Origin of the sequence: Verrucomicrobium spinosum DSM 4136 = JCM 18804 (assembly GCF_000172155.1) — a bacterium.
Lineage (GTDB): Bacteria > Verrucomicrobiota > Verrucomicrobiia > Verrucomicrobiales > Verrucomicrobiaceae > Verrucomicrobium > Verrucomicrobium spinosum.
Genome location: NZ_ABIZ01000001.1, coordinates 4,510,337 through 4,525,654, shown reverse-complemented (window position 1 = coordinate 4,525,654; position 15,318 = coordinate 4,510,337). Strand labels below are relative to the sequence as shown.

Sequence of the window (15,318 nt, the reverse complement as noted above, 5' to 3'; positions counted from 1 at the left end):
GAATGAATGGACAAATATTGCAGAATTGAATTTGAAGCCGCCAACTGAGTATCTATGAAATTACTCCATCCGTGTCTGATGATGCTGGTCATGGTGCTGGCCATGACCGGGCTGGCGCATGGGCAGGCATTTGTGATAGAAACTCAGGGGCTGCGGGTCGAGCTCACGGGCGTGGGCAAACGGGCGGCGGATGATGTGAAGGCAGTGGTGCAGGAACAGATCCAGCTCACAGAGGACACAGTGATCAGTCCGCCGCTGGCAGATGACCTGGCGTTTTTTGTCCGGCAGCGGTATCTGGATCTGGGGTATCCCGATGCCGTGGTGAACTGGGAGATCCAGAGCGGTGCTGCCCATCTGGCGGTGACAGAGGGGGATGTTTTCAAGGTGGGCGGCATCCAGTACGAGGGAAATACCAGTCAGGAAGAGGCCCGGCTCACGCGATACCTGCTGCGCCCCACTCATGACAAACTGGGCGGCAGCAGTGACAGCCCAGATTTTGTGGAGGCGGACATCAGGGCGGGGGCCCAACTGGTGCAGCGCTACTTTCAGGCTCAGGGATACCTGGAGGCCGTGGTGGCGGAGCCGACGTTCGACTACAACAAGACCACCATGCAGGTGGGTGTTCTGGTGAAGATCACGGAGGGGCGGAAGTACCTTTTTGGGAACGTACAGTTTACGGGAGATCTTCTGGGGAGGGACAAGGAGTTGCGGGAGGCCGTGTCAGAACTGGCAGGGCAACCCTACAGCGAGGTGAAAGTGGAAACGACCCGCGCGAAGATCGCCAGTGTGTATCAGATGCGCGGCCACTTTACTGCCGCGGTAAATGCGGTGGCCGATCCGGCTGCCAATACCACCGGCACTGTGCCGGTGGTGTACCAGATCCAGGCGGGCCCCGTCTATGAGATCAGTGCGGTGGAGATCGATCCCAAGTTCTCCGCCGGAGCCCAGCGGCTCATCAAGGCCAGCTTCAAGCCTGCGGTGGGTACCACCTACTCACCCTCCGAGTTGGAGATGATGAACCGCCGCCTCCTGGATACGGGAGTGTTTGCCCGGATGGAGCTCGAGCCCGTGGCTCTGCCTGGGGGCAGCCTCGTGCTACAAGTGAAGGGGGAGGAGGGCATGCGCACTACGGTGGGATTCTACGGGGGCTACGAGACCTTCCAGGGGCCCATCATCGGCGCGGAGGTGCGGCAGGTGAACTTCATGGACAGCGGGAACACCGCCAGCGCAAAGGCGGAGTACACCGGCCGGGGTATTAATGGTTCCTTGAAATTGCTGGACCCCGCGCTCTTTGGCTCCCGTTACAGTCTCGCCGCGGAGGTGGGGGCCGAGACGTTCTCCATCTTCGACTACGACCGCCAATCCTACTTCGGCAAGCTGGCTCTGGAGCGTCGCTGGAACAAGCACATCACTTCCAGCCTCTTTGGTCAGGTCTCTGCGAACAGCACCGAGTCAACCGAACTGACCCCTGAGGAACTGGGGCCGGATGAGTACAACCTGGGGGCCGTGGGCATGGCCTTGGTTTTTGACTACCGGAACAGCCCCGTGGTGCCCACGGATGGATGGATGGCCAGTGCAGGCGTCACCGCGTCCAGTGGGGATGTGCAATTTCTCAAGAGCGAAGTCTCTCTGGCGGTTTATCAACCTCTCACCAAGAAGCTCCGCGTCGCTGCCTCTGCCCGGGCCCGTGCGGTACAGATTAGCGGGGGCGTGGACGAACTGCCCATCGACCTGCGCCTCTTCAATGGCGGTGCCACTTCGGTACGCAGCTTCGCGGAACGCGAGATGGGGCCCAAGTCCAAGTCGGGCACACCCTTGGGTGGCACTGCCACCCATGTCTTCAGTGTGGAGCTGTCTTACGAGATCCGGCCGAATCTGGAACTGGCCCTCTTTGGTGATGCGGGCACGGTGAGCAGTGAGGAAGACAACGTCTTCGCCTCGCCCACCGACCTGCGGTACGCCGTCGGTCTGGGCATACGTTATAAGCTGCCCATTGGGCCTCTCCGCCTGGACTATGGTTTCAACCCTGACCGCAGGGAGGGGGAGGACCTGGGAGCTGTGCACATCACCTTCGGATTTGCGTTTTGATGGAAATTCCGGCTTTGGGCTGTCACAGAGCCGACCTCATTCACAAGCATTGGTTGAATGATGCACGAAACCGGCTTTTCTCAGCCCCCTGCCGATGCTGTCCCTCCATCCCCGTTCCCTTTTTCCACCGAGCACATGTTAAGCTGGTTGCGTCGTTTTTCTGTTTATGGGGATTTCTGGATGCGCTACCTGCACTGGGGAGCCCGGCACTGCCCATGGTTTATGGAGCCAGTTTTCATGGCAGGATTCACCCTCATCTTCTGGGCGCTGTGTGGTAGCGCCCGAAATGCGGTGGCACGCAACTTGACCTTTGTCCTGCCCGGCACTTCGCTGCTGGGCAACCAGTTTAGAGCGTTTCGCGTGTTTTGGAATTTTGCCTGGACCATGACGGATCTGGCCCACGTGAGAAACGGGGACGACATCATTACTTGGGAGGTCTCTGGCATGCCCGACCTGCTCAAGCTGCAGGCCAAAGAAGACGGTGCCGTACTGTTGACCGCCCACATGGGCAGTTACGATGTCGCGGCCCCAATGTTCGCCAATCGGTTCAAGTGCCCGATCCATATGGTGCGCGCTCCCGAGCGTATGCGGGAGAGTCAGGAATTCCAGAAAAACAAGAGAGAGCGGCAGGAGTCAGAAGACTTCGTCGTGCATTACAATGAGCCTGGCAGCATGCTCGGTGTAGAACTCGCCCGGGCCATTGGTGAGGGGGGTATTGTCGCCATTCAGGGAGATCGGGTGCTCTTCGACGTCTCACCCATGCGCCTCGACTTCAAGCCCGGCGTGGAGTGGAACATTCCTCGTGGTCCGTTCATTCTCGCCACCGTGGCCCGCACCACCATCCACCCTGTTTTTATCATCCGTATGGGTTACCGCCGCTATCGGGTGCATGCGGAGTCCTCCTTTGGGGTGGCGATCGCAGGCTTGGACAGAAACGAATCCCAGATGAAAGCCGCGAGCCAGTGGAACGAGGTGCTGCGCTCTGTGATCGAGCAGTACTGGTATCAGTGGTTTGTCTTTGAAGATGTCTTTGCATCCCATTCGGATGCAGCGAAAAGCCCAACTGCTCCTCCCGCTATATGAGCCACGATCCTGCCATCGACACGGTCATTCCCGCCAGCGTGCGTCGCCTGGAGAAGGAAGCGTATGGATTTGCCGCTGGGGTATCACTCTGGACCTTTCTGGTGATTGAGCACTATTTCTCCCTTTGGGCAGGGGGCAGCACGGTGAGGTTTGCCCTCACGTTTCTGTATGTTCCGGTGGTCTGTTTTGTCGTGCTGGTGGGCATTACCATGGCGGCCCTGTGCCTTGCGGTGCTTCCCAGCCGCTGGCTGAAGTTTGGCCGCGCGCAGTATGACCGACTCGCATGCGTGATGCTGTTAAGCTTTTTCGGCCTCGCCTCGCTCGTGCTGCTGGGCGATCTGGAACCAACCGCGCATTTCCTCGGCTGGGTCTGGTGGGCGGGTCTCGCATTTTGTCTGTTGATCCACGCCTTCGGCAGGTCCATGGCCGAGGAGCCCGACGGGAGCCTGCAATTGAAGCCGGAGAATTGAGCCCGCTTTGCGCGAGAGAAGCAAAGGGCGCGAGGTGTCAGTGTAAAGAGCTGGCATCCATTCGATCTGGCTTGGCGTCCCAGGATCGGCCTTGCCACCGCCTCAGTGTGGCTGCGTTTGTCAAAACGCGGTCCGGCCACAAGTCACCCAGCATGGGCAGTCCCCGCCGCCAGGCCGCGCCACCCCCCCGCACTTTGACAAGTGCAGCTACAAGCTACGAGCTTCGTGCTACCAACCCCGAACCGCCTTCACGGCAGTTGAGTGTGGCTGCGTTTGTCAAAACGCGGTCCGGCCACAAGTCACCCAGCATGGGCAGTCCCCGCCGCCAGGCCGCGCCACCCCCCCGCACTTTGACAAGTGCAGCTACAAGCTACGAGCTTCGTGCTACCAACCCCGAACCGCCTTCACGGCAGTTGAGTGTGGCTGCGTTTGTCAAAACGCGGTCCGGCCACAAGTCACCCAGCATGGGCAGTTCCCGCCGCCAGGCCGCGCCACCCCCCGCACTTTTACAAGTGCAGCTACGAGCTACGAGCTTCGTGCTACCAACCCCGAACCGCCTTCACGGTAGTTGAGTGTGGCTGCGTTTGTCAAAACGCGGTCCGGCCACAAGTCACCCAGCATGGGCAGTTCCCGCCGTCAGACCGCGCCACCCCCCCCCCCCCCCCGCACTTTGACAAGTGCAGCTACGAGCTACCAACCCTGAACTGCCTTCGCAGCAGTTGAGTGTGGCTGCGTTTGTCAAAACGCGGTCCGGCTGCAAGTCACCCAGCATGGGCAGTTCCCGCCGCCAGGCCGCCACCCCCCCCCGCACTTTGACAACCACAGCGACGAGATTCGCGTTCGCCTATGGATCCACCGGTTCGAGGACGATCAACGGCACATCAATCGCCACGGAGTTCGTGCCTTTTGCATCCCAACCCTGTTTTGACTGCAACACGCCCACCAGTCGTTTGGCCAAGGGTTGCTCGGCATATTGGGAAACCTCAAGGGTCAGCCTCAGGGCTCCATTGGGGAGTTGCTCCAGCACCTGATCTTTGTCGGCATTCACCAGACCGTCATCGGTGAAGAACAGCACGTCTTTGATCTTGCCTTTTGGGATGTCTTCGCCAGTTGGCGTCAGGTTGACGACAACACTCTTGTCATCCCGGCTCGCTGCGATGATCCATCCCTTGAGCGGCTTGGGGCTGGAGGCCAGGGCGGCGGCGAAGCGCTCCTGCCACTTCGTATCCACCAAGGTCTCCGGGGCCGCGCCCGCTGCCGCCACGGGCAGATCAAGAGTTAAATCATTGAACCCGGGATTGCAGTCCCGACCGCAGCACATCCAGGAGGTCTTGCCCTTTAGGGTAACCTTTGTTCCGGGCACCAGATCCTTGGGTGGCGTAAGAAGCACAGGCAGGAGCATGTCCCCGTGGTACCCTTGCGCCCGGATCTGAAACATGTGGACCTGCTTCGGCTCGGGCCAGGTGATGTCCTCTGCCTTCCAGCCGGGAGGGAGGGTCCAATCCATACTGGTGGGCACCCCAACAATGCCGGGGAACTTCCAATAGGTATGGTAGCCCTCGCGATGCACCAGGTGCAGCCCGGCGTAGAAGGGCACGCCGGGCTGCACCTGGGTCACATTCGCCACCAAGGTCACGTCCAAAGGCTCGGCGGCACGCGCCGGGGACCCAGCAAGGGTGAGAACCAGAGCGGCGGGAAACGCCAGGAGGGTGGGGAGGGGGGAGATGAAGGAGAAGGCAGGCATTAAATCAAATAGGGAAGATCGAATCAGAACTCCGCGTGCCCGGGCGTCCGGGCAAAGGGAATGACATCGCGGATGTTGCTTACGCCGGTGGCGAACATGAGGAAACGCTCAAATCCCATGCCATAACCGGCGTGAGGCACGGTGCCAAAGCGTCGAAGATCCGCATACCAGCGGTAGTTCTCCTCACTCAGACCATGGGCAGCCATCGCCTGCTCAAGAAGATCCAACCGCTCCTCGCGCTGACTGCCGCCAATGATCTCGCCAATTCCGGGGACCAGTACGTCCATGGCGGCGACGGTGCGGCCATCATCATTCTGCCGCATGTAGAAGGGCTTCAGGCTGCGGGGGTAGTTGAAGACCGTCACCGGACTCTGGAAATGCTCTTCTGCCAGGAAGCGTTCATGCTCAGACTGGAGGTTTTGCCCCCATTCAACCGGGTACTCGAACTTGCGCCCTGATTTGAGCAGGAGGTCCACCGCATCCGTGTAACTGACACGTTGGAAGGGCTTGTCCAAAGTGTGTTGGAGTCTGGCAATGAGACCGGTGTCCACGAACTTGTTGAAGAACTCCAGCTCCTCGCCGCATGTCTCAAAGAGCGATTTCAGGAGGTACTTCACATTGGCCTCGGCCAGGCCCATATCAGCCTGCAAATCATAGAAGGCCATTTCCGGCTCGATCATCCAGAATTCCGCTGCATGCCGTGCCGTGTTGGAGTTCTCGGCCCGGAATGTGGGCCCGAAGGTGTAGATTTTGCTGAGGGCGCAGGCGAACACCTCACCTTGGAGCTGACCGCTCACCGTCAGGAACGTGGGCTTGCCAAAGAAGTCTTCCTCCGGCTTCGCTGCGCCGCCTTGTGGGAGTGTGGTCACGCGAAACATCTCACCCGCACCTTCGCAGTCGCTGCTGGTGATGATGGGGGTGTGCACATAAAAGAAATCCTGCTCCTGGAAGAACTTGTGGATGGCAAACGCCATGCGGCTGCGCACACGGAAGACGCTGCCGAGAAGGTTCGTCCGTGGACGCAAATGGGAGATGGAGCGAAGGAACTCTGGGGTATGCCCCTTCTTTTGCAGGACATAGGTGCCATCAGACTCACCGATGATCTCCACGTTCTTGGCCAGGATCTCAAAGGCCTGCTTGCCGCCCGGGGAGGCCACCAGGTCACCCGTGACGCGAACGGAAGCTCCCGTGAGGACGCGAGGGTAGAGCCCCGCGCAGGCCAGGGAGTTGTCCGCCACGACCTGCAACCCACGCAGGCACGAGCCGTCGTTGAGTTCGATGAAGGTGCAGGCCTTGGAGTCCCGCCGGGTTCGCACCCAGCCCTGCACCGTGACGTCCTGAACCGGTTCCTTGGAAGCGAGGAGGCTGCGAATGTTGGGAGTGACCATGTACGAAGGTAATCAGGCCGGGGGAAAAGCAACACCTACCATCCTGCGGAACACCCGGTAAAGTTTGCAGCTTGGCTTGTCCCACTAAACGCGATACAAAGGTAAGCACACCACCCACAATCTCATGAAATTCCGGAGCATCCTGGACGAGTCGATGGCACCCACCATGCACAGTGCGTATGAGAACGCATACAGCGGAGGGCGTCGGCCGCAGATGTCCGGGTGCGGCATGAGAGTAGCCATCGGCCTGGCCATTGCTGCCTTTGCGCTTTTCAGTTACTTCGGGAGCACCAGTTCAGAGACCAACAACTTCACTGGTCGCAACCAACGGCTGAAGCTGAATCCCCAGGAGGAGATTCAACTCGGCCTGGCCTCGCGGCAAAAGATGGCTGCCATGCATGGCGGGCTCTCCAAAGATGTTCAGGCCAGGGAATTCGTCAACCGCGTGGGACAGAAGCTGGTACGGGACACGGATGCCGACGAGACCGCGTACAAGTTTGAATTCCATCTGCTGGCGGATCGCAACACGGTAAATGCCTTCGCACTCCCTGGGGGCCAGATCTTCATCACGGAGGCGCTTTTCCGCCTGCTCAAGACGGAGGACGAATTGGCTGGGGTGCTGGGGCATGAGATTGGCCATGTGGTGGGGCGGCATAGCTCCGAGCAGATCGCCAAATCCGAGCTCGTCGGCGGTCTGACCACGGCCTTCGTTGTAGCCTCCAGTGATGGCTCCAGCAACACCAATGCCCAGTTGGCTCAACTGGTGAACCAGGTGGTGAACACCAAATATGGCCGCGATGATGAACTCGAGTCCGACCGGCTGGGGGTGAAGTTCCTCTATGAAGCAGGCTACAACCCCGAGGCTCTTATCAAGGTGATGGAGATCCTCAAGCGGGCCAGCGGGGGAGGAGGCGGGCCACCTGAGTTCCTCAGCACCCACCCCAGCTCCGAGAATCGGATTGAGCAGATTAAAGCAGAAATCGCCAAAATTCGCGCCACCGGTGGGCAGTGAGAAGATGGGGGGAATTTTTAGAGAATGTGCCCGCATTCCTGCCAGATGGCGGGAGAATCTCTCTCACTTCTGTCGTGGCCAGCTTTATTTAAGAATTATCTCGGTGAATCTTGCGGCTGCGCTCGCATGGTGTAAAGATTGTAAAATTATCAGGGTTTGCAGGACATCGGCGACCGTGGATAATCAGCTTCGCTCCTTCGGATTTCCGAAACAAAAGACTTGCACGGAATAGGAATGCTGGCAGTCTATGCGCCCTTTCCCGCCGCTGTGAAGCGGCCACCCTCATCGCAGGAGACCCCGTCATGAGCATTATCGCCAAGATCGAACAAGAACAACTGAAGTCGACCATCCCCGCATTCAATGTGGGTGACAGCGTCAAAGTCCATACCCGCGTTATTGAGGGCGAGAAAGAGCGTATCCAGATTTTCGCCGGTATCGTCATCGCCCGTAAAGGTCGCGGTCTCAATAAGGCTTTTACGGTTCGCAAAATCTCCAACGGTGAAGGCGTCGAGCGCGTGTTCCCCCTTCACACCCCCAAGATCGCCAAGATCGAGATCGTCCGTCAGGGCAAGGTGCGTCGCGCCCGTCTGCACTACCTCCGTGGCCGCCTCGGCAAGGAAGCTGTGACGGTGAAAGAGCGCGCCAACGAACGCCCCAGCGCCGAAAGCTAATTTAGCAGGACGTCTCCAAGACATTTTCTCAAAGCCGGATTCCGCAAGGTTTCCGGCTTTTTGTTTGTCTGAGGCAGGACACTTCCGATGTTGTGGGACGTAAGAACCACGGAAGGGATGCGCGTTCGCGCACGTATTTCCTGACTTCACTTGGCCGTTTACCCTATCGTCACCGACCTTTCCTGCCTGTCCCGCCCGATGCGCATCATTCATCTCACGCCTGGCACCGGTTCCTTTCACTGCGGAAGCTGTCTGCGAGACAATGCCCTCATCAAGGCGCTCAGAGCCCGGGGGCATGATGCGATGATCATCCCGCTCTACCTCCCGCTGGTGACAGATGCGGAGGAGGCGAACCCCGAGCAGGCGGTGAAGGTGGGGGGAGTTTCCTTGTACTTGCAGCAGCGTCTGCCCGGATTCCGGTTTCTGCCGCGTTTTCTGCGCACTTGGCTGGATGGTGAGAAGCTTCTGCGCTGGGCCTCGCGGTTCATGGGTATGACCAGCGCCCGCGACCTGGGTGAGATGACCGTGGGCAGCCTGCTGGGCGAGGGGGGGCGTCAATGGTCAGAGTGGGATCGCCTCATTCAATGGCTGGAGACCGAGGGCAGGCCCGAGGTGGTCTCCCTTTCCAACTCCCTGCTGATTGGGCTGGCTCCCGCGCTGGCTCGCCGGGTCAAGGTGCCAGTGGTCGTTTCCCTCCAGGGTGAGGATTCCTTCCTGGACACGCTCACTGAACCTTATCGCACGCAGGCCTGGGATCTCATGCAGAAGAACGCCCAGTCTGTAGCGCGTTTTATCTCCCCCAGTGACTTCTACGCAAAAGTGATGGCCGAACGTCTTGCGGTCCCGGGGCACAAGATTAGCGTGGTGTACAACGGGCTGAATTACGAGGGCTGGTCGCATGACCGCCGCGAGCCGGAGACGCCTACCGTCGGCTATCTGGCCCGTATGATCCACGGAAAGGGGCTCACCACTCTGGTGGATGCATTCATCGAACTTGACCGCCGTGGGAGGGTGCCCGGCGTGAAGCTGCGCATCGCAGGCGCGAAGACTCCGGCGGACGACAAGTACATTGAAGGGCTGCAGTCCAAGCTGGCCTCTGCCGGTCTTGCTGAACGCGTCACTTGGGAGCCGAACGTGAGTTTCGAGGAAAAAACCAGGTTTCTTCACGAGGTCACCGTCTTCTCCGTGCCGGCCACCTATGGTGAAGCCTTCGGTCTGTATGTTGTGGAAGCCCAGGCGGCCGGTCTGCCTGTCGTGCAGCCAAGGCACGGGGCATTCCCGGAGTTGTTGGAAATCACCCTGGGTGGCGAGTTGTGTGATCCAGATGATGTGAAGAGTCTCAGCCAGACTCTGGAGAAGGTTTTGGTGGATCACGAGCACCGGGCAGCACTGAGCCAAAAGGGAAGGGAGAATACTCGCAGGCGATTTAGTGCGGAGAGGATGGCGGCGGACTTTGACAAAGTGCTGAAGTCTGTGGTGCAGTGATTATAGGTGCGTCAGGGGGGAGTGCGTCCTGAGCCGCGTAAACGCGGAACTCCAACCCTGCAGCGGACCGGAGGGTGTAGTCTGGCTGTCCTCAGCCGGGGTTGGGAGCGGAGAGGGGTGATGTGCAAATTTCTTTGTTCGTGCTGACCGCTTTGGCGCGTCAGGGGTAACGCATCCTGACCGCGTAAACGCGGAACTCCAACCCTGTAGCGGAACGGAGGGCGTAGTCCGGTTGTCCCCAGCCGGGTTGGGAAGCGGAGGGGGTGACCTACGTCAACAACTCGTTCACCACGTGTCCGTGCACGTCCGTAAGTCGGAAATCGCGCCCAGCGTATCTGAACGTGAGCTTCTCGTGATCCAGTCCCAGTAGATGCAGGATCGTCGCGTGCATGTCGTGCATGTGCACCTTGTCCTGCACTGCGAAGTGGCCGAAGTCATCGGTGGCACCGTGGGCATAGCCAGCCTTCACGCCAGCACCAGCGAGCCATTGGGTGAAGCCCACGGGGTTGTGATCGCGTCCCGTGCCGTTGCGCTCGGCATAGGGGGTTCGGCCAAATTCACCGCCCCACCAGACGAGAGTGTCTTCCAGCAGCCCACGCTGCTTCAGATCTGCCAGCAGCCCTGCGATGGGCTTGTCCACCGCGGCGGCGTGGTCGGCATGCTTGGACAGATTGGAATGTTGGTCCCAGGCGGGGTTGTTGGAATTGTCTGTGTAGTTCACCTGGATGTAGCGCACGCCAGACTCGGCGAGCTTGCGGGCCATGAGGCACTGGCGGCCGAAATTTTCACTGACCTTTTCATTGATCCCGTACAGGTCCAAGGTGGCGGGGGACTCGCGGGTCACGTCGAGGGTGTCAGGCGCGTTCGTCTGGAGACGCCAGGCGAGTTCGTAGGAGTTGATGACCGCATCGAGTTCTGCGTCCGCCTGACCTTGTTCCAAGGACGTGGCACGACGCATCTGCTCATCATTGAGGGAGCGCAGCAGGTCGAACTGCCGCCGCTGTTGCTCTGGTGTGAGCAGGGGGTTGCGCAGGTTCCGGATGGTGGCTTCCCGGGCGGGTTGCCCGGCGCGGCCCAGAGTGGTGCCCTGATGTACGGCGGGCAGGAAAGCGGTGCCGTAGTTGCGCGGGCCGCCGTTGCTCAGACTGGGGCTGATGCTGACGAAGGAAGGCAGGTTTTCATTCTCCGTGCCCAACCCGTAGCTGATCCAAGAGCCCATGCTCGGACGGATGAAATTCGTGGTGCCCGTATGCAGAAAAAGAGTGGCCGGACCATGGGCGACGCCTTCGGTGTGCATGGAGTGGACGAAGCACATCTCATCCACCTTCTGGGACATGTGCGGGAAGAGGCTGGAGGTCCAGCGTCCGGATTCGCCCTGCTGCTTGAACTCCCAGAGTGGCTGCATGATGCGCTGGGCGGCGCCCATGCCGGTCTTGGCAATGGCTCGTTGATCCTCGAACTCCATCATCTTGCCATTGTCGCGGATGAGCCGGGGTTTGTAGTCAAAGGAGTCCACATGACTCACGCCGCCAGCCATGAACAGGAAGATGACCCGTTTCGCCTTGGGAGGGAAGTGCGTGTGCCGGGCGGCAAGAGGATTGGGGGCGCCCTGGGCCATGGCGGCAAGAGCCAGGGAGCCAAAACCACAGGCGGTGGTCTGGAGGAAGTGGCGGCGGTCAAGCATGGTGGGAGAAGGGCTGAGAAGTCAGTTGAGATAGCGGAAGTCCACAGAGGCGAAGAGCGTCTGGATGAGGAGGGACCAGTTGTCGAGACGGCGCGCTTCGGCGTCCTGCTCGGAGGCGGAGACGGTGACAAAATCGAGCGCCAGGCGCAGTTCACGCGGGCCGGGTGATCGGGCCAGGATTTCCCGGTAGGCCTGCCGGACCAGGGCCTCATCACTCGATTGGGTGGAGACGAGGCGTTGCGCCGCCAGCCGGGACTGCTCCAGCATGAAAGGGTGGTTTAGGAAATAGAGTGCCTGCGGGGCCACCGTGCTGCTGCTGCGACGACCGATGGGCTGGTTGATATCCGCAAAGTCAAAGGTCTCAAAGAGTTCCAGGCGCTTGTTGCGGAAGGCCGGGGTGTAAACGCTGCGTCGCACGTCTGTGAAGACGTAGTTGTACTCAAGGTTCTGCGCAGCCCCGGAGTTGGAATCGATGGCATCTGCCTTGACGTTCGGTCCGCCCACCTTGGGGTCCAGTTGGCCGCTCATCGCCAGTATGGAGTCGCGAATGGATTCAGCATCCATGCGACGGCGGTTTTGCCGCCACCAGTGCCGATTGTCTGGATCCGCCTGAAGACTCGCGTCCGGCCCCGTCGAGGCCATGCGATAGGTGCGACCGATGACAAGCCGTTTGACCAGACGCTTCAGGCTCCAGCCATCCTCCATAAACTCGACTGCCAGCGCATCCAAAAGTTCAGGGTGGGTGGGTTTTTCACCCGTCGTGCCAAAGTTGTCCACTGTGCGCACCAGGCCTTCGCCATGCAGCCACATCCACGTGCGATTCACCAGCACACGGGCGGTGAGTGGGTTGTTCCGGTTTGCCACCCATTCCGCGAGTTGTCTGCGCCCGCTCTCTGCGTCTGGGATCTCCGGGGCCGGGCCATGTTGCGCCACCTTCAGGAAACCGCGGGGCACTTCCGCGCCCAGATTGCGGATGCTGCCACGGACGTGGATCTTGCAGTCCTCCGGTTCGCTGTCGTCCTGTACCGTCATGGCCTCAGGACGGGCCAGAGGAGAGGCCTGGAGCTGCTTCAATTCCTTCTCCAGGTCTTTGAGCTGGGCCTGCGCGGCATGGAGTTGAGTGTGGACGGTGCCAGTGCTGTCTGCGCTAGCAGGAGCACCCGTCGTCTGTAGTTTGGCAAGTTCATCCAGTGGAACGAAGACCACGGCATCTGCCGTGACGATGCCGTTGGTGGCATCATTCGATATCAGCACATAACCTTCGCCACCGGCCACGAACCGATATTGTCCCAGCGACACAAAGCGACCGTTGACGGTGGGTTCTGCCCGTTGATCCACGCGCAACGTCTCCTCGCCATCGGCATGAAGGATCGTCACCGGCACGTTGTCGGCGCGGTCGTTGAGGGCCGTGTAGGAGAGCCACACCTCATAACGCCCGTCGCGGGGCACCTTGGGCGTGAAGGTCAGCGTTTTGGCACCTTTGTCCTCGTTCTGATCATGCAGGTAGCCATCTCCCACGTAGGTGGGATAGCGTGTCGATGTTTTCCAAGTGCCCACCACTGTCGCCTGGGTGTCATCCACGACCACGCCGGGCAGCTCATCCGGTGCGACGGGGCGGGCCTTTGCATCTTTGGCTTCCACCTTGGGAGACAGCTTCTTGATGCGCTTTTTCGCAGTGGCCACATCGGCAGTGAGCTTCTCCAGCCGGGCTTCATGGGCCTGTAGTTGTGTCTCCTCCTCACCCTCCATGGGCAGGGGGGTGTCGATCCAGTGCGCCACGTTGTCTTTGTAGTTCTTCAGCGTGCGGGTGCTGCGGAAGATGCCCGCCAGCGCGTAGTAGTCACTGGCCGGGATGGGGTCGAACTTGTGATCGTGGCAACGGGCGCAACTCAGGGTCATGCCCAGGAAGGCGCGGCCCATCGTATCCATCTGCTCATCCACGATGTCCATGCGCAGGAGTTGCTTGTCCTGCTCTTCATAGTTTGTGGGGCCCAGAACCAGGAATCCCGTGGCCGTGAGCTGCCGACGGCGATCTGCCGGGGTGGCCGCAGGCATTAGATCCCCGGCCAGCTGTTCAGAGACGAAGCGGTCCAGTGGCATGTCCTGGTTGAGGCTCTCGATCACATAGTCACGGTAGCGCCAGGCATCCTTGAAGGGGAGGGTGCGGCCTCCACCGCTGCTTTCCGCGAACCTTGCCAGATCCAGCCAGTGGCGGCCCCAGCGCTCGCCAAAGCGGGGTGAGGAGAGCAGGCGGTCCACAATGCCTCCGTAGGTGGCAAGTGCAGCCTCTTGCGTCTGTCCGGCCATTTGCTGGAATTCGTGCAACTCTCCCGTCGTGGGGGGCATGCCGGTGAGGTCAAAGTAGAGCCGGCGTGCCAGCACCTCCAGGGGGGCATCGGCGGCGTGCTCCATTCCGGCGGATTCCAGGCCCGCCAGCACAAAGCGATCTGCATCTGTGGTTGGCCAGGAGGAGTCCTTCACTGTCGGCAACGGTGGTTTGATGGGCGGGAGAAAGGCCCAGAACTTCCGGCCCTCTTCGATCGACATGCCCTTGCTCGCCGGTTTGGCCGTTTCCGGTGTCCCTGTCCGCGGGTCCGGAGCCCCCATCGCGATCCAGTCGCGGAACACTGCTATTTCCTCGTCCGAAAGCTTCTGCTTGGGGGGCATTTTCAGGTCGCGGTTCGTGTAGCCAACGGCAGACATGAAGAGGCTGGTCTCCGGCTGGTGGGGCAGCAGGGCCGGCCCAGAATCTCCGCCGGTCACCCAGCCCTCCCGCGTATCCAGGCGCAGACCGCCCTTGACCTTGTGCTCCGGGCTGTGGCAGCTGTAGCACTTGTCCACCAGAAGCGGGCGCACCTTCTTTTCGAAGAACTCCATTTGTTCTGCCGGAGCCGCCCCGGAGGCTGTGCCCGTGAGGGCCAGGGCGGCTCCCGCCAGGAGAAGGTGGGGACGGCTGGCTGCGGCAAGCGCCTTGGGTGCCCTGGCGGGGCGGCCAACAGAAGGATGGATGCTGTGTTTTGCCATCTGGAGAATGGGAACTTACGTTGGGAAGGTCCTCTTTCGTTTTTTTGGACAATGGAAAATTTGTCCATTTTTTCAAAGTCAGGACTACCGTGTATGGAATGAACATGCCCGAGCCCGCCGAGGAATTCGTCTTTTTGCTAGCCCGCCACGAGCGGATGCTTCGCGCGTACGTGCATGCGCTCGTGCCTCATGTGCAGGACGCGGATGACATTCTGCAAGAGGCCAAGGTGCGCATGTGGCGCAGTTTTTCCCAGTTCGAGTCTGGTACGAACTTCTCTGCGTGGGCGCGGAAAGTGGCTTTCCACCAGGTGCTCTCCTACCGGAAGCGGCGCAAACGTGACCGCCTGGATTTCAGCGATGAGTTCCTCAACACGGTGGCCAGTGAGTACGACAACTCCGCTGAGGACCTTGAGCATCGTGAGCGCGCCCTGCACGGCTGCATCGCCAAGCTCCCGGAAGATCACCGGGAAGTGCTCCAGCTGCGCTACCAGGAGGGCTTCTCCCTGGAGGCCATGGCCGAAAAGCTCCAGCGTACTGTGGCAGCCCTGTACCGACAGCTCAGCCGCGTCCGGCATGTGCTGCATGAGTGCGTGACCCGCCAGGTCAGCCACGCCGAGGAGGCAGCCAACTGAAGCACTGCTTTCCGACTCTGGAATCTGTTTTCTTTTT

At 60.3% G+C, this 15,318-nt stretch carries 11 protein-coding genes; 7 read left to right on the top strand and 4 right to left on the bottom strand.

Annotated elements, in window-relative coordinates:
• Positions 1–54: 54 nt before the first annotated feature.
• The 3 genes from VSP_RS18295 to VSP_RS18285 all read left to right on the top strand — a co-directional run bounded on the left by VSP_RS18295 (position 55) and on the right by VSP_RS18285 (position 3,641).
• Positions 55–2,088, top strand: a complete 2,034-nt coding sequence (locus tag VSP_RS18295) for a BamA/OMP85 family outer membrane protein (protein WP_081452593.1) — start codon at positions 55–57, stop codon at positions 2,086–2,088.
• 135 nt (positions 2,089–2,223) lie between these two features.
• Positions 2,224–3,171: an LpxL/LpxP family acyltransferase gene (locus VSP_RS18290; RefSeq protein ID WP_157210955.1), complete on the top strand. Its 948-nt coding sequence runs from the start codon at positions 2,224–2,226 to the stop codon at positions 3,169–3,171.
• Positions 3,168–3,641, top strand: coding sequence for a hypothetical protein (locus tag VSP_RS18285; RefSeq protein WP_009962506.1), 474 nt, complete (start codon positions 3,168–3,170; stop codon positions 3,639–3,641). Before VSP_RS18290 ends, VSP_RS18285 begins: the two co-directional genes overlap by 4 nt.
• Positions 3,642–4,485: 844 nt before the next feature.
• Here the strand turns inward: VSP_RS18285 and VSP_RS18280 are convergent.
• Complete coding sequence (locus VSP_RS18280) at positions 4,486–5,385, bottom strand: protein-disulfide reductase DsbD domain-containing protein (RefSeq protein WP_009962504.1); 900 nt, start codon at positions 5,383–5,385, stop codon at positions 4,486–4,488.
• 23 nt (positions 5,386–5,408) lie between these two features.
• Positions 5,409–6,773 carry an asparagine--tRNA ligase gene (gene asnS / locus VSP_RS18275; RefSeq protein WP_009962503.1) on the bottom strand — a complete coding sequence of 455 codons (1,365 nt, stop codon included), beginning with the start codon at positions 6,771–6,773 and terminating at the stop codon, positions 5,409–5,411.
• Between the two features lie 124 nt (positions 6,774–6,897).
• Here asnS and VSP_RS18270 point away from each other — a divergent pair, with 124 nt between their 5' ends.
• From VSP_RS18270 to VSP_RS18260, 3 genes are all read left to right on the top strand, one after another.
• On the top strand, positions 6,898–7,785 hold the full coding sequence (locus tag VSP_RS18270; protein WP_009962502.1) for a M48 family metallopeptidase: 888 nt from the start codon (positions 6,898–6,900) through the stop codon (positions 7,783–7,785).
• Between the two features lie 302 nt (positions 7,786–8,087).
• Positions 8,088–8,456 (top strand): 50S ribosomal protein L19, encoded by a 369-nt coding sequence (gene rplS / locus VSP_RS18265; RefSeq protein WP_009962501.1) that lies wholly within the window; start codon positions 8,088–8,090, stop codon positions 8,454–8,456.
• 150 nt (positions 8,457–8,606) lie between these two features.
• A complete protein-coding gene (locus tag VSP_RS18260; protein ID WP_198141183.1) occupies positions 8,607–9,941 on the top strand; it encodes a glycosyltransferase family 4 protein in 1,335 nt (444 codons plus the stop codon).
• Positions 9,942–10,209: 268 nt separating this feature from the next.
• On the opposite strand, the gene VSP_RS18255 is transcribed toward VSP_RS18260, so the two are convergent.
• Both VSP_RS18255 and VSP_RS18250 read right to left on the bottom strand, forming a co-directional pair.
• On the bottom strand, positions 10,210–11,625 hold the full coding sequence (locus tag VSP_RS18255; RefSeq protein ID WP_009962498.1) for a DUF1501 domain-containing protein: 1,416 nt from the start codon (positions 11,623–11,625) through the stop codon (positions 10,210–10,212).
• A gap of 21 nt (positions 11,626–11,646) precedes the next feature.
• On the bottom strand, positions 11,647–14,649 hold the full coding sequence (locus VSP_RS18250) for a DUF1553 domain-containing protein (protein ID WP_009962497.1): 3,003 nt from the start codon (positions 14,647–14,649) through the stop codon (positions 11,647–11,649).
• 104 nt (positions 14,650–14,753) lie between these two features.
• Here VSP_RS18250 and VSP_RS18245 point away from each other — a divergent pair, with 104 nt between their 5' ends.
• Positions 14,754–15,281 carry a sigma-70 family RNA polymerase sigma factor gene (locus VSP_RS18245; protein WP_232289492.1) on the top strand — a complete coding sequence of 176 codons (528 nt, stop codon included), beginning with the start codon at positions 14,754–14,756 and terminating at the stop codon, positions 15,279–15,281.
• Positions 15,282–15,318 lie beyond the last annotated feature (37 nt).